The following is an 18,522-nucleotide window of genomic DNA, read 5'->3' on the forward strand; positions in this document are numbered from 1 at the left end:
CTCGGCCATCAGCACACGAATGTCCCGAGGCCGTGACTGCAGCCAGGATAATGGTGAAACGCTATGGTCTCGTGGAGGCGGTTCAGGCAGCCGCGGTCATACCCGCAAAGGCGGCGGAGAGGATTTTCCGGTCGAACGGCTTCAGCAGGAAATCATCCGCGCCGGCCCGCTTGCCGAGCATCATCTTCTTGAGATCGGACTCGATGACGCAGTAGTAGATCCGAACGCCCCTGCCCTCCTGCATCTGTCGCACGGCTGAGATGAGATCCAGCGCCCCGTCGAGATTGGCGTCGACGATCAGGATGTCGGGCATCTGCGCCTGGCAGCCGGCATGCGCCTCGTCCGCCCCGGCAGCTTCCGCGACCATGAAGCCCAGTTCGGTCAGAATGCGCTTTGCCACCGTCCGGACGATGTCGGAGCTGTCGGCTATCATCAAGCGGCGCATGCGATCTCCAATGCCTCTGGTGGCGTGCTCCGTCTGGTGGAGCACGCTGCAGGGTAGAGAAGGCCCGCTAAGGAAGCGTTACCGCCGCGATTTTGGTCAGGCGGCCGGCACTTCGGCGATGAAGGCGATGCGATCGTCGGACACGACGTGCTTAAGCTCCATGCCGCACTCGTCGGCCAGCAGCACCGTGTAGTAAGGCTGGATCGAATGGGCATCGATCGCCTCTTCCAGCGTTCCGGCGCAGATCTCGGCGAACTTCGGCGGCACGCGCAGCATGCGACCACGCGTCGTCAGGGTGAATTTCGCCTCGGTCTCCGGATTTTCCAGCAGCACGTCGACGGAGCCGCCGCGCGGGATCGAGCTGTAGGCGACGGTGAACAGGTTGAGCAGCAGCTTGACGCGGTTCTTCGGGATGATCGCCCGCGGTCCGCTCCAGTTGACCTCGGTCTTCTTCTCGGCAATGGCGAAGTCCTTGGCAGCCTTCTCCGCCTCGCCGGTATCGATGGACGCGCCGACAGAGCCCGAGGCGCCGAAGGCCAGCCGGGCGAACTTGAGGCGCACCGAGGCATTCTGCGCAGACGTGCGGATCAGGTCCAGTGCGTCGGCATCCGTGCCGCCCTCGTCGAGCAGTTCGAGGCCGTTGTTGATCGCGCCGACCGGAGAGATGACGTCATGGCAGACTCGGCTGCAGAGAAGTGCCGCAAGATCGGGACCGCTGAGGGTAAGGTTCGGGTTCTTCGACATGGGTTCTTCCTGAATGTGGCGCCCGGCACTCAGACCATCGGATGGCCAGGCGGGCGTGGACTTGACGGCAGTCGATCAACTCGACGGATGCCGCCATAATGATACCATTGTTGGTAAACCGGTTGTTAACAGGATAAACGCAAGATGGCACAGCCCGTGACTAATGACATGCTATTTAGAAAAAACGGAGAGGCCAATGCGCTTCGATAGACTTTCCGCCGCGGCCCGGCTTGTCGCCCTATCCTTCTTCGCCGCGTTGGCTGCTCCCCTTGCAGCTCCGGCGATGGCGCAGCAGGCGTCCAGCGAACAGTACACGTTCCAGGAAATCATCGATGCCGGCCATGGATTCTTCGGTTCGACCACTGGCGGTCTTGCCAAGGTCGTCGAGAAGGCTTTCCAGCAGTACGGCCTGCCGAACGGCTACATTCTCGGCCAGGAAGGATCTGGAGCCTTCATTGCCGGCCTGACCTATGGCGAGGGCGAGCTCTACACCAAGAACGCCGGGCAGCATCCGGTTTTCTGGCAGGGTCCGTCGCTGGGCCTCGATTACGGCGGCCAGGGCGCGCGCACCATGATGCTCGTCTATAACCTGCCGGCAGTTCCGAGCCTCTATGCCCGCTACGGCGGCGTCAGCGGATCGGCCTTCGTGGTCGCCGGCGTCGGCATGACCGCGCTCACCAACCAGCAGGTCGTTATCGCGCCGATCCGCACCGGTCTCGGTGCCCGCCTCGGCGTCAACGTCGGCTATCTGAAGTTCACCCAGCAGCCGACCTGGAACCCCTTCTGACACGGCGCGGGCGGTGTTCTTGTTGCCGCCCGGCACGCGATGCTCTAGAGCCTTCGACAGCTAGCTCCAACAGCAACAGACACTCATCGATGGCTTTCCCGTGATCCAATTCGCGCTTCTGTTCGGCCTGGGCTTCCTCAGCGCAACGCTCCTGGCAATGATCCTCGCGCCGGCGATCCATCGCCGCGTGGTCCGCTATACGGAGAACCGGCTGAAGGCGACGATGCCGATCAGCCCCGCCGAAGTTCGGGCCCAGCGCGACATGGCTCGCGCCGTCTATGCGGCCGAAAACGCCCGCACCAAGCAGGAGCTGCTCCAGGAGCGCGACCGGGCAATCGACCTGCAGCTGCGCCACGACAAGCTGTCGGAGGAAACGGCGGCGCTGCACGCAAGCCAGCACGAACTGCAGATGCAGGTAAGCGACATGAGCATCGAGGCCGCAGATCTGCGCGCCCGCCTGCGCCGCGAGGAAGGCTTCATCCAGCAACTGAAGGAATCGCTGCAGCTGGTCGAGAACACCCTGCTTGCCAAGGACGAGGAGATCGAGGCTCTGAAGCGGCGGATCGCGCGCTCGGCGGGCGACCTCGACAATGCGCAGATCGACCTGTCGACCCGCGACACCGAACTGGAAAACCTGCGCTTCCGCGCCGCCAACCTTCGCGAGGAGCGCGACACCCTGCGCACCGACGTGAAGCTTCTGACGGCGCGTGCCAAGGATGCCGAGACCCGGCTGCAGGAAGAGGAACGCCGCACGCTGCGGCTCGAAGACAAGATTTCGCGGGAGATTGCAGAGAAGGCCGACCTGCAGACGACCGTCGAGCGTCGCGTGCAGGAGATCGAGCGCTTGCGCCAGGGCAAGGCGGGAAAGACCGCCGCTGACGCAGCTGCATCGCTTCCGCCCGCCGATCTCAGCCCCGTCGCGCTGGCCGGTTCAGCAGATGCGGATGCGACGGTGGTCGATCTCGACCGTTTTGCCGATGACATTCGCAACCGCAGCGCTGCCCTCGTGGCGCAGCTGCCGAAGTCGAAATCGAAGAAGGCCCAGGATGCCATGCGACGCGAGCTTGCCGCCATCGCCGCCGACATGGTGGCGCTGACCGCTGCGCGCGAAGGCGAGGCATCGCCTATCCGCGCCCTGATCGCTGCCGATGAAGCCGAGCGCGCCGACAATGCGCGGGAAAGCCTTGCAGCCCGCTCGCGCCGTTCACTGCTCGCGCTGTCTGCCGCCGATCGGGAAAACTGACCCTCAGATCAGGCGTTGCAGCCGGGCGATCTCATAGAGCGCTATGCCTGTCGCAGTCGCCGCATTGAGGCTGTCGAGCCCCGGCCGCTGTGGAATGCGCGCCGAGCCGAAGCGCGACAGCACCGCCTGCGGAAGCCCCTCGCCCTCCGTGCCGGTGACCAGCGCAACGCCCGGCGCCGGCGGAACCTCGCGTATATCCACCGCACCGCGGGGCGACAGGCCCCAGATCGAGAAGCCGGCCGCATCCACGGCCGTCAGCAGTTGCAGCGCCGTACCGCCCCGCGCATAGGGGACCGAGAGCACCGAGCCAACGGAGACGCGCAACGCCTTGCGGTAAAGCGGATCGCAGCAGGTCTCGTCGAGAAGCACGGCCGCTACGCCGAATGCCGCTGCATTGCGGAAGATCGCGCCGATATTGTCGTGGTTGGAAATGCCACAGGCGACCGCAACGACGGCCGGCTTCGGCATGGAGGCAAGCAGGTCGGGCACGATCGGGTCGGCCAGACGCCGGCCGAGCGCCAGCACGCCGCGATGCAGGTGAAAGCCGGCAATCGCATCGATGACGGCGGCATCCGCGACATAGACCGGCACATCGACCGGGAAGGTGTCGAGCAGGTCGCTGAGCCCCGCCACCCGGTTTTCCAAGAGCAGGATCTTGTCCGCCCGGAATGCCTGGCCCGCGGCATGCGCGGCGGCCAGCATCCGCAGCACCACCGTGCCCTCGGCGATGAAGCTCGCCTGCCGGCCGACGAGATCCCGCTCGCGGATGCTGCGGAATTCCGCGATGCGCGGATCCTCGGCATCGTCGATGCGGATCGTCTGGCGGGCGGCAGGCGCCAAGTTCAGCGGCCGGCGATGCTGACGTCGGCGATGACGCGGCCGACGCCGAGGTCGAAGATCAGCGCCTTGCGCTCGCCGTTCAGCGTTCCGTAGAAGAGAAGCTGGCCGCCGGACTGCGACACCGAGAGGATTTCGAAGCCTGCCGGCAGCTGCGCCGTCGTCCGCAAAGGCTGGTCGGCGGGAACCGCAAAACCCGCCGTTACCGGCGCGACAACGCCTGCGTTGGCGGCCTCGCCGGAGTTCTTTGCCTTGTAGACAACGGCGATCAACACCGCCATAAGGCTGACGAACATGATGCCGCCGGACACGAGTTGCAGGCGCACCATCTTGCGACGGACGTTCTCCATCACCGGATCGAGCGGCTCGTCGTCCTTAAGCTCGGGTTCGAGGTTGGCCATCGGGCAGGCGTCCTTGCTCTCATTGTGACTGGAAAACGGATGAACGACCCCTTTAACGAAGGAGTGCTGTCAAGGAAAGTCCTGACCGCCGGCGACGACGCAGAAGGCCGGCTGGATGCCTGGATCACCGCGCAGATGGGCGGCGAGTTCTCCCGCAGCCGGATGAAGGCGCTGATCGAACAGGGTGCCGTTACCCTGAACGGCACGATTTGCACCGAACCAAAGAAGAAGATCACCGTCGGCGACATGGTCGAGCTCAACCTGCCCGAGCCGGAGGATCCCGAACCCAAGGGCGAGGATATCCCGCTCGTCGTGCTCTACGAGGATGACGACCTGATCGTCGTCAGCAAGCCTGCCGGACTGGTCGTCCATCCGGCTGCCGGCAACTGGACCGGGACACTGGTCAACGCCCTCATCCACCATTGCGGCGACAGCCTGTCGGGCATCGGCGGGGTCAAGCGGCCCGGCATCGTCCATCGCCTCGACAAGGAAACCAGCGGCGTCATGGTCGTCGCCAAGAATGATATCGCCCACCGGCATCTCGCTGCCCAGTTTGCCGACCATGGCCGCACCGGCGAACTGGAACGCGCGTATGTGGCGATGGTCTGGGGCCGGCCGCGCCAGTTGCGCGGCACGATCGATGCGCCGCTCGGCCGCTCCGGCTCGGACCGCACGAAGCGCGCGGTGAAGCGCGAGGAGAGCGACGATGCACGCGAGGCGGTCACCCATTACGAGGTCGTCGAGCGCTTCCAGGAACAGCCTGACTCGACCGCCCTCGCCTGCTTGGTTGAATGCCGGCTGGAAACGGGCCGGACGCACCAGATCCGCGTCCACATGGCGCATATCGGCCACCCGCTGATCGGCGACCCGGAGTACGGCGCTGCCTTCAAGACCAAGGCCAACCGCCTGCCGGACGCGGCAAAGAAGGTCGTCGACCGCTTTCGCCGGCAGGCGCTGCACGCCTACCTGCTGGCCTTCGAACATCCGCGCACCGGCGAAGTGATGTCCTTCGAGGCACCCGTGCCCGACGATTTCCAGAAGCTCCTCGACGCCATGCGTGCCAGCCCGGCCACTGACTGACCGGAACCAAAGATCCGAAGTCCGTCGCGCCTTCGCCTGGTGTTTTGTCGGAAACCACTGCCAAGTTTGCGAGTTTGACCATCATGAACGTCGCAAACCGGGATCAGTCGGATGATCCAAGACGTTGCGACAACGTAATGACATAACGAGGACGTGAGCGGCTCCGTCGCTTGAATCGCCCGCGTGCCGATCTTATCTGTCATTTGGCTTGGTGCGGGGTCGAGGGAAGAACCGCGCCGCCCGGCTCGCCTCAAGGGGTAACCTTCGGGAGCCGGAACACGATCAGAAGGGGGTGCTTCATGGCCCGCAATACGCTTCCATCCATCACCGCCGGCGAGGCCGGCCTCAACCGTTATCTCGACGAGATCCGCAAGTTTCCGATGCTGGAGCCGCAGCAGGAATACATGCTGGCCAAGCGTTATTCCGAACATGGGGATCGCGCCGCCGCGCATCAACTGGTCACCAGCCATTTGCGCCTCGTGGCGAAGATTGCCATGGGCTATCGCGGCTACGGCCTGCCGATCGGCGAAGTCGTGTCCGAAGGCAATGTCGGCCTGATGCAGGCAGTCAAGAAGTTCGATCCGGAACGCGGCTTCCGCCTGGCGACCTACGCAATGTGGTGGATCAAGGCCTCCATCCAGGAGTACATCCTGCGCTCGTGGTCGCTCGTCAAGATGGGCACCACCGCCAACCAGAAGCGCCTGTTCTTCAACCTGCGCCGGCTGAAGGGCCGCATCCAGGCAATCGAGGAAGGCGACCTGAAGCCCGACCAGGTGACCGAGATCGCGACGACCCTGAAGGTGTCCGAGGAGGAGGTCGTATCGATGAACCGTCGCCTTTCCGGCGACGCATCGCTGAACGCGCCGATCCGGGCTGCCGAAGGCGAAGCCGGCCAGTGGCAGGATTGGCTCGTCGACGAGCACGAAAGCCAGGAAGCCGTGCTGATCCAGCAGGACGAGATGGATACCCGTCGCCGGATGCTGGACAAGGCGCTGGGCGTGCTGAACGAGCGCGAACGCCGCATCTTCCAGGCCCGTCGCCTGTCGGAAGACCCGGTGACATTGGAAGAGCTGTCGTCGGAATTCGACATCAGCCGCGAGCGCGTCCGCCAGATCGAGGTGCGCGCCTTCGAGAAGGTCCAGGAGGCCGTCCAGAAGGAAGCCCTGGCGCAGGCGAAAGCACTGCGCGTCGTCGACGTCGACGCCTGACACGCAACTGCGACCGAGCTTTAACGCTCACCGACAGGAAGATCGAGCCCGGCCCGCAGCCGGGCTTTTTCGTGGCCCGCCACCTGTCCCCCAGCTGACTGCCGTGGTGTCGCTGCTCAGAGCCTAAACGAAAAAAATCCGCCGGAGACACTCCGGCGGATTTTTGGTGTTGGTCGATCTGCAAGCGGGCCTGGCTTATTGGCCCTGCGGCGGCGACAGCGCCTGCCATTCGCGGGTCGCCTCTTCGAAGGCGGTCGTGCCTTCCGGCCCCTTCTGCAGCGTCAGCAGCGCGCGGCGGCCGGTGTTGTAGATCAGCGGCACGTCGATCCAGTTGCGCGTCCTCAGCAGTTCCAGGTTGCGCGCCCGCGCATCCGGGAAGTCGTTGAGCGCGATCATGTGGAAGTCCGGCGTGATCTTGGCGGGCACCGCGATCAGTGCGTCGCCGCGATCCTGCTCGGTCTGCTTCATCGAGATCCGCTGGACACTGTCGATCGCGCCGCCTTCGAAATCCTTCGGCAGCGAGAAGACGAACTCCACCAGATGGCTCGCCGGCAGCGAACCGTCGGTGTTGCGCTTGAAGGTAACCAGCGCCGTCATACCGCGACCGGGAATGCTGATCCGGCCCTGTACGGACGATTCGGGACGGCCGTTCTCGCCATTCTCCTTCTGCAGCGACCAAGAGACGCTACCCTCGACAGCAGTCGGCGAAGACTGGCCGATGCGCTCTTCGTAGAGGAAGATCTTTTCGCCGGTGACAGCCGCCGCATCGGCGGGATTGGCGGACGGAACCTGCTGCGGAGCCGCATCCGTCGCAGCCGCGGCCGGAGCCGTGACCGGACCAGCGGCAGGTGCAGCAGCACCATCGGCCGGAGGTGCGTTCAGCTGGGCAACCGACTGACCGGGCGCACCGGCGGAAGGACCACCTGCGCCGTCATCGACTTCCGTGCCGTTCGACAGCAGCCGCTGGGTGAACTTCGTCGTCGCAGCCGCAGCGGCCGGGGCAGCGCCTGCAGCCGGGGCCGTCTGAGCCGGCGTGGTCGCCGGCGGCTGTGCTGCCGGCTGGGTCGTGTTCGGGGCGGTCGTCGTGGTTGCCGGCGCTGCGGTATTCGATGCCGGTGCCGTCGCGGTTTCGGTGCCGGACGGTCCGGTGACTTCGCCGACCACCTGGTCCAGCGCGTCGCGGTTCATCCAGATCGCGTAGCCGCCGCCGGCCAGCAGCAGCAGGCCGACGATCGCCAGCAGGATAGCGGCATAGTTGCGCTTCGGTTTCGGCGTCACGCGGTAGGCGCGGGCAGCGGTCGGCGCCGCCATCAGCGCATCGAGCTCTTCCTTGTCGGCCTGTGCGTCGACGGCCGAAGCCGGCGCCCCGTGTCCGCCGTTTGCACCGACAACGCCGGCAGCCGCCGCATTGCGGTCGTAGCCGATCAGTTCTTCAAGGTCGTTCCACGGATCGTCGGCCGCGGCAGGAGTTGGCGCGATCTTTGCGGTCGGCTGCGGTGCCTGCAGGTAATCGGCGAGCAGGTCGTCTTCGGGCGACGCTGAACGCGCGTAGGCGCCCGCACCGACGGCCGCCGCAACCGGCGCCACCGACGGCTCGACGCCGAAATCGGGGAGATCGGATACCGGCGGCATCTTGGCGTTGGCAGCCGCATGCTGCTCTTCGTCGAAATGTGCGGACACCAGTTCTGCGCTCGAACCACTGTCGAGGGACGCCCGGTTCTGGCCGCCGAGGCGGTCGTCGAAAAATGCTTCGTCGCTCGACGAGCGGGTTTCCGGCGCGCCGTACTGGTCATTCGTCAGCGTCCAGTCGTCGGCGGTAGCGTCCGCGGCCGGAACGGAATCGTTGTGCGGCTGATCAAGACCGCGGTGATCGACATCGGCCGACGGCATGTACCAGTCGTCGGCGCCCTGCCCATTCGCGGCGACCGGTTCGTCATCGAGACGTCCGTCATCTTCGGCGAAGGGATCGCCGGCCATCACCGGCGTGGTCGACGGCGCATCCGGCCAGGCGGGTGCACCGTAGGTGGATGTCGAACGACGTGTGTCGATATCGGCCGTCAGATCCGACTGCGATGCGTCGCTGGCAGGTTCGTAACCGCCCGGCTCTGCAAACACGGAGACGTCTTCCGCCGGCGACCCATCGGTGTGCGGTGCGTCGGCGAAGGCCGGCTCGGGCGCCTTTGGTTGCCACGGATCCTCGCCGATCGGCAGAGGCTCTTCGCCGCGCGCCGTCTCCGGCTCCTCGGCCGGCTCATGATAGACGGGCTCTTCGGCAGCGACGGGTTCCGGTGCAGCCTCGTAGGCAGGATAGTCCTCGGCTGGCGCCGGGGCGGTTTCGTAGAAATCGGACTGGGGTTCGGCCTGCGGTTCAACCTCGCCTGCCTCCGCGGCAGCATCGTAGCTTTCCACAAGGGGCTCAGCTGCGGCCGGCTGGACAGGCTCTTCCAGCGGCTGTTCTTCGACCGGCTCTTCCGCGGCGCGATATTCCGGCGACGCCGCGGCTGGCGGTTCTTGCGGGGCGGCATAGACATCCGCCACGGGAACTGCAGCCGCTTCATCGAGCGGCGGCAGGGCTTCGGCATGTTCTGCTTCGACTTCGGCGATTGCAGCGTCCAGCTTTTCGAGCTGGCGGCGCAGCATGTCGTCGGATGGACGCGGCTTCATGTTCTCCAGCTGCCGTTGCACGGCGCCGCGAGCCTTCTCGTAAACCCGGACACGCATCTCGGGAGTATTGCTCGCCAGCCCGTCCACAGCCCGGCGAATAACCGCTACAAAATCAGCCATTGATACTTTCTCTTGATCACCGGCCATCTCGCCGAGTGAAAAGGTAGATAGCGTTAGACTTTAGTCTTCAAACGGGTCCGTCACAAGTATCGTGTCGTCGCGCTCGGGACTGGTCGAAAGCAACGCCACCGGCGCACCGATCAGTTCTTCGACCTGACGGACGTATTTGATGGCCTGAGCCGGCAGATCCGCCCACTTGCGGGCGCCGACCGTCGATTCCTTCCAGCCTTCCAAAGTCACGTAGATCGGCTCGACGCGAGCCTGCGCCGCCTGGGCGGCCGGCAGATAATCGATTTCCTGGCCGTCCAGTTTGTAGCCGACGCAGATCTTCAGTTCCTCCAGACCGTCCAGCACGTCGAGCTTGGTGAGCGCGATGCCGGTGATGCCGTTGGTGGCGACCGACTGGCGCACCAGTGCCGCGTCGAACCAGCCGCAACGGCGCTTACGCCCGGTAACTGTGCCGAATTCATGGCCGCGCTCGCCGAGGAACTGGCCGATCTCGTCCGTCAACTCGGTCGGGAACGGGCCTTCGCCGACGCGCGTCGTGTAGGCCTTGGTGATTCCGAGGATGTAGCCGAGCGATCCCGGGCCCATGCCGGAGCCGGCAGCGGCCTGACCGGCCACCGTGTTCGAAGAGGTGACGAACGGATAGGTGCCGTGGTCGATGTCGAGCAGCGAACCCTGCGCACCTTCGAACAGGATGCGCGAACCCTTGCGGCGCTCCTTGTCGAGCATCCGCCAGACCGATTCCATGAACGGCAGCACGCGATCGGCGACGGAGGTGAGTTCCTCCATGATCGTCTTGTGCTCGACTTCGACCGCGCCGAAACCGCGGCGCAGGGCGTTATGATGCGTGAGGATCCGCTCGACCTTGCCCTCCAGGGCATCGAGATCGGCCAGATCCATGACGCGGATCGCCCGACGGCCGACCTTGTCCTCGTAGGCCGGGCCGATGCCGCGGCGGGTGGTGCCGATCTTGGTGCCGCTGTTGGAGGCAGCGTCTTCGCGCATGCCGTCCAGTTCGCGGTGCAGCGACAGGATCAGCGTGGCGTTCTCGGCAATCCGCAGGTTCTCCGGCGTGACGGTGACGCCCTGGTCCGCGAGCCGGCCGATCTCGGCGATCAGCGCATGCGGGTCGACGACCACGCCGTTGCCGATGACGCCCATCTTGCCCTGTCGCACGACGCCCGACGGCAGCAGCGAGAGCTTGTAGCTCACGCCGTCGATGACCAGGGTATGGCCGGCATTATGACCGCCCTGGAAGCGCACGACGATGTCGGCGCGTTCCGAGAGCCAGTCGACAATCTTGCCCTTGCCCTCGTCACCCCATTGCGAACCGATTACCACGACATTGGTCATTTCGAAGCTTTCCTGCTGTACTGCGGGGCCTCAACACCCGCTCAAACCGGCGCATCTATACTGTGTCATTTACGGGAAAGCGACCCGTCTGTGAGCTTTTTGCCGGTTTTTGCGTGACAGGATGCAGTGCAAGCGGCTATTGCCGCGCAACGACACCGGCAGGCCCGCCCCGCCGATCGCCGCCGGGAGGAACCTCTTGCATCTTCGAGCCTATTTCTTCCTGATCATCGCGACATTGTGCTGGGGCGGCAATGCCGTCGTCGGCAAGCTCGCCGTCGGCCATGTCAGCCCGATGATGCTGACCATGTGGCGCTGGATCTTCGCCTGCGCCATCATCTTCGCGGTCTCGCTGCCGCAGGTAAGGCGCGACTGGCCGGTGGCGAAGAAGCACCTGCCGGTGCTGATCTTCCTCGGCGCCGTCGGCTATACGCTGTTCAACGTGCTGCTGTATTCGGCCGTCCACTATACGACGGCGATCAACGTGACGATCGAGCAGGCCGGCATCCCGTTCCTGATCTTCCTCGCCAACCTGCTGCTCTTCCGCATCCGCATCTCGGCAGCCCAGGTGCTCGGCTTCTCGCTGACGCTGGTCGGCGTCGCTCTTACCGCATCGCATGGCGACCTGCGGACGCTGCTCTCGCTGTCGGTCAATTTCGGCGACGGGCTGATGCTGATCGCCGTCCTCGCCTATGCCGCCTATACGATCGCGCTGCGCTGGCGCCCGCCGATTGACTGGCGCACGCTGATGGCAATCCCGTCGCTGGTGGCGCTTCTCTGCACGCTGCCGCTGGTGGTCTGGGAAATGCAGAGCGGCGCCGCCGTCTGGCCGGATGCGGCCGGCTGGGGAGCGGCGCTCTACACTGCGATCTTCGCCTCGCTGATCGCCCAGGTGCTCTACATCCAGGGCATCGTCCACATCGGCGCCAATCGCGCCGGCCTGTTCATCAACCTTATCCCGGTGTTCGGGACACTGCTGTCGGTGCTGATCATCGGCGAGCAGCTATACGCCTTCAACATCATTGCACTGGTCCTGGCGCTCGGCGGCATCGCGATTGCCGAACGGTGGAAGCCGGCTGCATAGACTGTTGCCAAAAAAGCAGCGAGCCGCGCGGAATTTGGCGCTTTTCGGTCCCTCGCCGATCTCCTAACCAAAGGAGGACTGCAGAGGGACGAACAATGGCCAAGCCGTTTTACTGGAACGAACTCAACACGCTCGATTTCGCCGGCCTGTCGCCCGATACGACGATCGCCATCCTGCCGATCGCTTCCACCGAGCAGCACGGTCCGCACCTGCCGATCGCAACCGACGTCGCCATCGCCAACGGGATGCTCACGGAGCTGAAGCGCCAGCGGCCGGACGATCTCGACATCCTCGTGCTGCCGACGCAGGAGATCGGCAAGGCGAACGAGCATGTCTATGGCCCGGGCACTCTGTCTTTGGGACCGGAAATTCTCATTCCCGCCTGGACGGCGATCGGCGGCAAGGTCGCGGAAGCCGGCCTGCGCAAGCTGGTCATCGTCAACTCGCATGGCGGCAATCTCGACATCATGAACATCGTCGCCCGCGAGATGCGCGTCCGTTTCCAGATGGCGGTGGTCGCCACACAGTGGGGGCGGTTCGGCCATCCGGACGGCATGATCAGCGCTCGCGAGCAGGCCTTCGGCATCCACGGCGGCGAAGTCGAAACCTCGCTGATGCTGCATTTCCGGCCGGACCTTGTGCGCATGGAGAATGCGCAGAACTTCGTCTCAGAGGCCGAAAGCCGTTCCCGCTATCTGCAGCCGACACCGCCGCATGTGCTGGCCTGGCTTGCTCACGACCTCAATCCGAACGGCGTGGTCGGCGATGCCTCGGCCGGCACCGCGGAAAAGGGTGCGGCCATCTGCACCCATCAGGTGGGCAATTTCATCCAGATGCTGCGCGACCTTGCAGCGTTCCCGCTGTCCGAGCTCTACGCCGGTTAGACCGGTTCATTCGATCGGGTATTCGAAGCCGCTCAGCATCCTGCGGATCTTTTCCGGAGCCTTGCGATACGTCTTTCTGAGGTCCGAAAGGCGGGCATCGGTACCCCTGCAGAAGCGGTCCAGAGCAGCGGCGATCTCCTGGCGCCGCGCCGCGTCATACGGCTCCTCGCTCCGAAAATGATCGCACTGCTGCCGGTCAGCGACGAAAGCCGCGATGTCGCGGGGAACATCTGCCGACAGAGCAGGCGCTGCACCGGCGACGACCATCAGGGTCAGCGTCGACGCCCACCTCATGATCTGACATCGCTGGTCATCCGCTGCGGCGGCACATGACCCTTCTCCTCCAGCTCGGCGACCAGTTCCTCGAGTTCCGTCAGGAGGAACTCGAGGAACAGGCTGGTCGCCGTATCGAGGGTCGCCCGCGCCCGGGCAAACAGCTTCATCGGCTGATGACGGCGGTAGGGATCGACCAGTGGCCGGAACACCAGCTCACCACGGCGGCAGTCGGCAACCACGTCGAGAGGATTGAGGAATGTCAGCCCGGTGCCGCGCTTTACCAGATGCCGCAGCGTTTCCGGCGCGCCGGTCTCGACCACCGGTTCGACGGACACGGCAAGCGGCGCAAGGATGAGGTCGATCATCGTCCTGAGGCTCATCCCGGATTGCGCCAGCACGAGCGGCTCCTGCACCACCTTCTTGAGGTCGATTGGCCCGAGCTGGGCTGCCAGCGGATGATCCGGCGGCAGCACGACGCCGATCGGGATGTCGAAGGTGGCGAGCGTCCGAAGCCCCGGCGTCGCCGGAATGTTGAAGCCGACGCCGAGATCCGCCTCGCCGGACATCACCGGATTGATGGTCGTCGTCGCGCCGTCGATCCCCAGCTGGATACAGATGCGCGGATGCCGCTCGACGAAGCGGGCGACGATTTCCGGTAGCGGCCCTGCCGCGAGCCCGACGGTCGAGACCATCGACACCCGCCCCGCCTGCGGCGTCTTGAGGCTGCGCACCCGCGTCTCCAGCCTGTCATAGGACTTCAGGACGTCACGCACATGCTCGATGCACAGCTCGCCGGCGGCCGTCAGCCGCAGCCCGCGCGGTAAGCGTTCGAAGATCGGCACGCCGAGCTCTTCCTCCAGCGCCAGGATCTGCCGGTTGATCGCCGACGAGGCGACGTTGAGCTTGGCGGCCGCCTTGCGGATCGACCCCGAGCGGGCGATCTCGTCGATGTATCGCAGTTTGCGGGAATGCAGCATCGGCCACCCATTGCTTAAGTTTTGATCATGACGCACACTTTGTGCATCCTGACGTCAGGTGATGCCGTAAAGGCATCGTTACGTGCGAATTTTGATGCTTTTCAAAGCCTGATTGCAATGGCTGAAATGATCGAAAGACATCCGAGAGAGGTGTCCGGGGACAGCGACGAAGGGAACGGACGGATGAATGCACTGAGGAATTCTATCGCCTGCGGAGCGGTCATGGCGCTCGGGCTGAGCGTCGGCACGGGCACGGCTTGGGCGCTCGACGAGGTGTCCTACGGCACCAACTGGCTGGCGCAGGCCGAACATGGCGGCTTCTACCAGGCCGTTGCCGACGGCACCTATGAAAAGCACGGCCTGAAGGTGACGATCATCCAGGGTGGCCCGAATGCCGCCAACCGGTCGCTGCTGATCGCCGGCAAGGTCGACTTCTACATGGGCGGGCCGCTCGGCGACATGGATGCGGTGAAGCAGGGCATCCCGCTGGTTTCGGTCGCGTCGATCTTCCAGAAGGACCCGCAGGTGCTGCTCGCCCATCCGGATGCCGGCGTCGACAAATTCGCGGACCTCGCCAAGCTCGACACCATCTTCATGGGCAAGGAAGGCTACGTCACCTACTTCGAGTGGATGAAGAAGAATTCCCCGGATTTCAAGGAAGAGCAGTACAAGCCCTACACCTTCAACCCGGCACCGTTCATCGCCGACAAGAAGTCGGCGCAGCAGGGCTACCTGACCTCTGAACCCTATGAAATCGAGAAGCAGGCCGGCTGGGCGCCCAAGGTCTTCCTGCTGGCCGATGCCGGCTATAATCCCTACTCGACGATGATCACCACGACGCAGACCATGCTCGACAGCAAGCCGGACGTGGTTCAGCGCTTCGTCGATGCGACGATCGAGGGTTGGTACAGCTATCTCTACGGCGACAACAAGGCAGCCAACGATCTGATCAAGAAGGACAATCCGGAAATGACGGATGGTCAGATCGCCTTCTCGATCGCCAAGATGAAGGAATACGGCATCATCGAATCCGGCGATGCGATGGACAAGGGCATCGGCTGCATCACCGACGCCCGCTACAAGACCTTCTTCGACGAGATGGTGAAGATCGGCGTCGAGCCGGCCGACCTCGACTATAAGAAGGCGTATTCGACCAAGTTCGTCTGCAAGGGCGTCGGGATGAACCTGAAGAAGTAGCCAGGACGGAGACCGTCGCCCCACGGCTCCTGAACCTGGGGCGAGAGAACGCCTCCCCACCCTCCCCACAAGGGGGAGGGCTAGACCCGGACGATCGCAGCGTGACTTTATGTGACGTCAGCCGCAGGTTTTCTCCCCCCTTGTGGGGGAGATGGCCGGCAGGCCAGAGCGGGACTTCTCCCTCCCCGCCGTCCTTCAGCCGACTGAACCACGACATGCCAGACTGACAAGGCCCGCAATGATCGTCACCGACACCATCACCACCACACCGCCCAGCACCTCCCGCAAGCGCCCGCTGGTGGTCATGCAGTCGGTCACCAAGCAGTTCTTGAGCGGCACGCTGGCACTGTCGGAAATGTCGCTGACGGTCGAGAGCGGCGAGTTCGTCAGCCTGCTCGGCCCTTCCGGCTGCGGCAAGTCGACGGCGCTGCGCATCATCGCCGGGCTCGGCGACACGACGACGGGCACGATCGACTGGCCAAGCTCGCGGATCAATTCGAAGGGCCTTCCGGAGGGCGACATCTCCTTCGTCTTCCAGGAACCGACGCTGATGCCGTGGCAGACGGTGTTCGGCAATGTCTACCTGCCGCTTCGACTGCGCGGGATGTCCAAGGCCGCGGCGAAGGATGAAATCCTTGCCTGTCTCGACATGGTCGGCCTCAAGGACTTTGCCGATGCCTATCCCCGTGAGCTGTCGGGCGGCATGAAGATGCGTGTCTCTATTGCTCGCGCGCTGGTGACGAAGCCGAAACTGCTGCTGATGGATGAACCCTTCGCCGCCCTCGACGAGATCACCCGCCAGAAGCTGAACGACGACGTGCTGCGGCTGTGGCGCGACACCGGCATCACGGTCATTTTCGTCACACACTCGGTGTTCGAGAGCGCCTATCTCTCCAACCGCATCGTGGTGATGAAGGCCCGGCCAGGCCGGGTGCATGCCGATTTCCCGATCGAGACCAGCCTTAAGCGTGGCCCCCACTATCGGACCTCGGAGGAATACCGCGCCACCTGCGAAAAAGTCTCGCAGAGCCTGATGGAGGCGATTGGTTCTCCCCTCGCCGACGGCATGGAGATGCACTGATGAGCCTTGCCGAAATTCCGCCCACCAAGGCTTTCCTTGCCCGCCACCGCGAAACGGCGCTGCGCATCGCCATCCCGTTGCTGGTGGTGCTGGCGCTCGTTCTGCTCTGGCAGGCGTTGGTGACGCTGACCGGCGTGCCGCAGTACATTCTGCCGGGTCCGCCGGCCGTCGCCGTGGCGCTGGTCAAGGACTGGGGAACGCTGGCACCGGCGTTGTGGGTGACCACCAAGATCACCCTCGCCGCACTCGGGCTGGCGCTCGTCGGCGGCGTCGGCATCGCCGTCTTTCTCGTCCAATCGAAGTGGATCGAGACTGCGTTCTACCCGATCGCCGTTATCCTGCAGGTGACGCCGATCGTCGCCATCGCGCCGCTGATCCTCATCTACGCGCCGACGACGCAGGTGGCGCTGCTGATCTGTGCCTTCCTTGTCGCTTTCTTTCCGATCCTGTCGAACATGGTGCAGGGGCTGAAGAGCGTCGATCACAACCTGCTCAACCTCTTTGATCTCTACGGCGCCTCGCGCTGGCAGACGCTGATCTACCTGAAGCTTCCCGCTTCGCTCCCCTATTTCATGACCGGCCTGAGGATCGGCGGCGGCCTGTCGCTGATTGCAGCGGTCGTCGCCGAATTCGCCGCCGGATCGGCCGGTGCCGGTTCCGGCCTCGCCTTCCGCCTTCTCGAGGCCCAGTACCGGCTCAACATTCCCCGCCTGTTTGCGGCGCTGATCCTGCTGTCGCTGCTCGGCGTGGTGATCTTCGCGATCACCTCCTTCATTGCCTGGCTCGGTCTGCACCGCTGGCACGAAAGCAGCATCCGGAGAGAGAACTGATGAGCTTCGTCGAGCTTCCGAACGCACCGCATTACGTGCTGGCCAATGCAACGCTGCCGGCAATCACCGTCGAAGGCTATTCGGCAGCGGCCAGCGAAGGGCTGCTGTGCACCGACCTCGTCATCGCCGACGGCAAGATCGAGAGTGTTCTGCCGCCGGGCACCGCACCCGCCGCCCTGCCCCGCGCCGACCTGCGCGAAGGCATGGTCTGGCCCTGCTTCGTCGACATGCACACACATCTCGACAAGGGGCACATCTGGGAGCGCCGCCGCAATCCGGACGGCTCGTTCATGGGAGCGCTGGAAAATGTTAGCGCCGACCGCGCCGCCAACTGGTCGACGGACGACGTACGCGCCCGCATGGAGTTCTCGTTGAAGACCGCCTACGCCCACGGGACGAAGCTGATCCGCACCCATCTCGACAGCATTCCGCCGCAGCACCGCATCTCGTTTGAGGTGTTCGCCGAACTCCGTGAAGCGTGGAAGGACAGGATTGCCCTGCAGGCGGTGGCTCTCCTGCCGCTGGAGCAGGTTCTCGATGCGAACGTGTTTGGCGATATCGTTGCCGTCACCAGGACGCATGGCGGACTGCTGGGCGGCGCGACGCGGATCCTGCCGGACTTCGAAAAGATCCTGGAAACCCTGTTCAAGGCGGCTGCCGACAATGGCCTCGATATCGACCTGCATGTCGACGAAACGGAGGACAGAGAGGTCCTGACGCTGAAGACCATCGCCGAGACAAAGCTGCGGCTCGGCTTTCAGGGCGCCGTCACCGTCGGCCATTGCTGTTCGCTCGCGCGCCAGGACGAGGATCTGGCCAGGCGCACCATCGATCTGGTGGCGGAAGCCGGGATCTCGGTCGTCTCGCTGCCGATGTGCAACATGTACCTGCAGGACCGCCACGCGGGGCGTACCCCGCGCTGGCGCGGCGTGACGCTGTTCCACGAATTGGCCGCCGCCGGCGTTCCGACCGCCGTGTCCTCCGACAACACCCGCGACCCCTTCTACGCCTATGGCGATCTCGATCCGGTGGAAGTGTTTCGCGAGGCGGTGCGCATCCTGCACCTCGACCATCCGCTGGACGAGGCCGCCCGCGTGGTGACGACTACCCCCGCCGACATTCTCGGGCGTCGCGACATCGGCCGCATCAAGCCCGGCCTTCCCGCCGACCTCGTGCTGTTTTCGGCACGTCGCTGGAGCGAATTCCTTTCCCGTCCGCAGGCTGACCGCATCGTGGTGCGGAATGGCATGGGCATCGACCGTCGCCTGCCGGACTATCGTGACCTTGACCCGGTTCTGGACAGATAAG

18 protein-coding genes are annotated in these 18,522 nt (G+C 64.6%); 10 read left to right on the forward strand and 8 right to left on the reverse strand.

The window, feature by feature from the left end; genetic code table 11:
* Nucleotides 1-82: 82 nt before the first annotated feature.
* Together AAIH46_RS04400 and chpT are read right to left on the reverse strand one after the other, a co-directional pair.
* A complete protein-coding gene (locus tag AAIH46_RS04400) occupies nucleotides 83-445 on the reverse strand; it encodes a response regulator (protein ID WP_430304391.1) in 363 nt (120 codons plus the stop codon).
* Between the two features lie 96 nt (nucleotides 446-541).
* Entirely contained in the window at nucleotides 542-1,189 is a 648-nt protein-coding gene (chpT, locus tag AAIH46_RS04405; protein ID WP_430304392.1) for a histidine phosphotransferase ChpT, read from the reverse strand.
* Nucleotides 1,190-1,385: 196 nt separating this feature from the next.
* On the opposite strand from chpT, the gene AAIH46_RS04410 reads away from it, so the two are divergent.
* Together AAIH46_RS04410 and AAIH46_RS04415 are read left to right on the forward strand one after the other, a co-directional pair.
* On the forward strand, nucleotides 1,386-1,976 hold the full coding sequence (locus AAIH46_RS04410; protein WP_430304393.1) for a DUF1134 domain-containing protein: 591 nt from the start codon (nucleotides 1,386-1,388) through the stop codon (nucleotides 1,974-1,976).
* Between the two features lie 100 nt (nucleotides 1,977-2,076).
* Nucleotides 2,077-3,219, forward strand: coding sequence for a hypothetical protein (locus tag AAIH46_RS04415; protein ID WP_430304394.1), 1,143 nt, complete (start codon nucleotides 2,077-2,079; stop codon nucleotides 3,217-3,219).
* 3 nt (nucleotides 3,220-3,222) lie between these two features.
* On the opposite strand, the gene AAIH46_RS04420 is transcribed toward AAIH46_RS04415, so the two are convergent.
* Both AAIH46_RS04420 and AAIH46_RS04425 read right to left on the reverse strand, forming a co-directional pair.
* Nucleotides 3,223-4,059: a TrmH family RNA methyltransferase gene (locus AAIH46_RS04420; protein ID WP_430304395.1), complete on the reverse strand. Its 837-nt coding sequence runs from the start codon at nucleotides 4,057-4,059 to the stop codon at nucleotides 3,223-3,225.
* Between the two features lie 2 nt (nucleotides 4,060-4,061).
* A complete protein-coding gene (locus AAIH46_RS04425; RefSeq protein WP_430304396.1) occupies nucleotides 4,062-4,457 on the reverse strand; it encodes a hypothetical protein in 396 nt (131 codons plus the stop codon).
* Between the two features lie 39 nt (nucleotides 4,458-4,496).
* Here AAIH46_RS04425 and AAIH46_RS04430 point away from each other — a divergent pair, with 39 nt between their 5' ends.
* Both AAIH46_RS04430 and rpoH read left to right on the forward strand, forming a co-directional pair.
* A complete protein-coding gene (locus AAIH46_RS04430) occupies nucleotides 4,497-5,537 on the forward strand; it encodes an RluA family pseudouridine synthase (protein ID WP_430304397.1) in 1,041 nt (346 codons plus the stop codon).
* 299 nt (nucleotides 5,538-5,836) lie between these two features.
* A complete protein-coding gene (gene rpoH / locus AAIH46_RS04435; protein ID WP_430304398.1) occupies nucleotides 5,837-6,745 on the forward strand; it encodes an RNA polymerase sigma factor RpoH in 909 nt (302 codons plus the stop codon).
* A gap of 195 nt (nucleotides 6,746-6,940) precedes the next feature.
* On the opposite strand, the gene AAIH46_RS04440 is transcribed toward rpoH, so the two are convergent.
* The gene (locus tag AAIH46_RS04440; protein WP_430304399.1) at nucleotides 6,941-9,529 is read right to left on the reverse strand and encodes a hypothetical protein; all 2,589 of its coding nucleotides are present in this window, start codon (nucleotides 9,527-9,529) and stop codon (nucleotides 6,941-6,943) included.
* 60 nt (nucleotides 9,530-9,589) lie between these two features.
* The gene (locus AAIH46_RS04445; protein ID WP_430304400.1) at nucleotides 9,590-10,888 is read right to left on the reverse strand and encodes an adenylosuccinate synthase; all 1,299 of its coding nucleotides are present in this window, start codon (nucleotides 10,886-10,888) and stop codon (nucleotides 9,590-9,592) included.
* Between the two features lie 196 nt (nucleotides 10,889-11,084).
* On the opposite strand from AAIH46_RS04445, the gene AAIH46_RS04450 reads away from it, so the two are divergent.
* Nucleotides 11,085-11,969, forward strand: coding sequence for a DMT family transporter (locus tag AAIH46_RS04450; protein WP_430304401.1), 885 nt, complete (start codon nucleotides 11,085-11,087; stop codon nucleotides 11,967-11,969).
* Between the two features lie 95 nt (nucleotides 11,970-12,064).
* Entirely contained in the window at nucleotides 12,065-12,853 is a 789-nt protein-coding gene (locus AAIH46_RS04455; RefSeq protein ID WP_430304402.1) for a creatininase family protein, read from the forward strand.
* A gap of 6 nt (nucleotides 12,854-12,859) precedes the next feature.
* Here AAIH46_RS04455 and AAIH46_RS04460 read toward each other — a convergent pair whose 3' ends face one another.
* Nucleotides 12,860-13,147, reverse strand: coding sequence for a hypothetical protein (locus tag AAIH46_RS04460; RefSeq protein WP_430304403.1), 288 nt, complete (start codon nucleotides 13,145-13,147; stop codon nucleotides 12,860-12,862).
* A complete protein-coding gene (locus AAIH46_RS04465) occupies nucleotides 13,144-14,106 on the reverse strand; it encodes a LysR family transcriptional regulator (protein WP_430304404.1) in 963 nt (320 codons plus the stop codon). Before AAIH46_RS04465 ends, AAIH46_RS04460 begins: the two co-directional genes overlap by 4 nt.
* Before the next feature lie 222 nt (nucleotides 14,107-14,328).
* Here AAIH46_RS04465 and AAIH46_RS04470 point away from each other — a divergent pair, with 222 nt between their 5' ends.
* The 4 genes from AAIH46_RS04470 to AAIH46_RS04485 all read left to right on the forward strand — a co-directional run bounded on the left by AAIH46_RS04470 (nucleotide 14,329) and on the right by AAIH46_RS04485 (nucleotide 18,521).
* On the forward strand, nucleotides 14,329-15,303 hold the full coding sequence (locus AAIH46_RS04470; protein WP_430304997.1) for an ABC transporter substrate-binding protein: 975 nt from the start codon (nucleotides 14,329-14,331) through the stop codon (nucleotides 15,301-15,303).
* 238 nt (nucleotides 15,304-15,541) lie between these two features.
* On the forward strand, nucleotides 15,542-16,384 hold the full coding sequence (locus tag AAIH46_RS04475; protein WP_430304405.1) for an ABC transporter ATP-binding protein: 843 nt from the start codon (nucleotides 15,542-15,544) through the stop codon (nucleotides 16,382-16,384).
* Nucleotides 16,384-17,214, forward strand: a complete 831-nt coding sequence (locus AAIH46_RS04480; protein WP_430304407.1) for an ABC transporter permease — start codon at nucleotides 16,384-16,386, stop codon at nucleotides 17,212-17,214. Before AAIH46_RS04475 ends, AAIH46_RS04480 begins: the two co-directional genes overlap by 1 nt.
* Nucleotides 17,214-18,521, forward strand: a complete 1,308-nt coding sequence (locus AAIH46_RS04485) for a cytosine deaminase (protein ID WP_430304409.1) — start codon at nucleotides 17,214-17,216, stop codon at nucleotides 18,519-18,521. Before AAIH46_RS04480 ends, AAIH46_RS04485 begins: the two co-directional genes overlap by 1 nt.
* Nucleotide 18,522: the final 1 nt, after the last annotated feature.

Source organism: Rhizobium sp. 0TCS1.26, assembly GCF_050455525.1.
Lineage (GTDB): Bacteria > Pseudomonadota > Alphaproteobacteria > Rhizobiales > Rhizobiaceae > Neorhizobium.

What these genes read in the sequence shown, in the direction of transcription:
- AAIH46_RS04400 (WP_430304391.1), bottom strand. Translation starts at nt 445, where the DNA reads ATGCGCCGCTTGATGATAGCCGACAGCTCCGACATCGTCCGGACGGTG.
- chpT (WP_430304392.1), bottom strand. Translation starts at nt 1,189, where the DNA reads ATGTCGAAGAACCCGAACCTTACCCTCAGCGGTCCCGATCTTGCGGCA.
- AAIH46_RS04410 (WP_430304393.1), top strand. Translation starts at nt 1,386, where the DNA reads ATGCGCTTCGATAGACTTTCCGCCGCGGCCCGGCTTGTCGCCCTATCC.
- AAIH46_RS04425 (WP_430304396.1), bottom strand. Translation starts at nt 4,457, where the DNA reads ATGGCCAACCTCGAACCCGAGCTTAAGGACGACGAGCCGCTCGATCCG.
- AAIH46_RS04430 (WP_430304397.1), top strand. Translation starts at nt 4,497, where the DNA reads ATGAACGACCCCTTTAACGAAGGAGTGCTGTCAAGGAAAGTCCTGACC.
- rpoH (WP_430304398.1), top strand. Translation starts at nt 5,837, where the DNA reads ATGGCCCGCAATACGCTTCCATCCATCACCGCCGGCGAGGCCGGCCTC.
- AAIH46_RS04440 (WP_430304399.1), bottom strand. Translation starts at nt 9,529, where the DNA reads ATGGCTGATTTTGTAGCGGTTATTCGCCGGGCTGTGGACGGGCTGGCG.
- AAIH46_RS04445 (WP_430304400.1), bottom strand. Translation starts at nt 10,888, where the DNA reads ATGACCAATGTCGTGGTAATCGGTTCGCAATGGGGTGACGAGGGCAAG.
- AAIH46_RS04455 (WP_430304402.1), top strand. Translation starts at nt 12,065, where the DNA reads ATGGCCAAGCCGTTTTACTGGAACGAACTCAACACGCTCGATTTCGCC.
- AAIH46_RS04460 (WP_430304403.1), bottom strand. Translation starts at nt 13,147, where the DNA reads ATGAGGTGGGCGTCGACGCTGACCCTGATGGTCGTCGCCGGTGCAGCG.
- AAIH46_RS04465 (WP_430304404.1), bottom strand. Translation starts at nt 14,106, where the DNA reads ATGCTGCATTCCCGCAAACTGCGATACATCGACGAGATCGCCCGCTCG.
- AAIH46_RS04470 (WP_430304997.1), top strand. Translation starts at nt 14,329, where the DNA reads ATGGCGCTCGGGCTGAGCGTCGGCACGGGCACGGCTTGGGCGCTCGAC.
- AAIH46_RS04475 (WP_430304405.1), top strand. Translation starts at nt 15,542, where the DNA reads ATGATCGTCACCGACACCATCACCACCACACCGCCCAGCACCTCCCGC.
- AAIH46_RS04480 (WP_430304407.1), top strand. Translation starts at nt 16,384, where the DNA reads ATGAGCCTTGCCGAAATTCCGCCCACCAAGGCTTTCCTTGCCCGCCAC.
- AAIH46_RS04485 (WP_430304409.1), top strand. Translation starts at nt 17,214, where the DNA reads ATGAGCTTCGTCGAGCTTCCGAACGCACCGCATTACGTGCTGGCCAAT.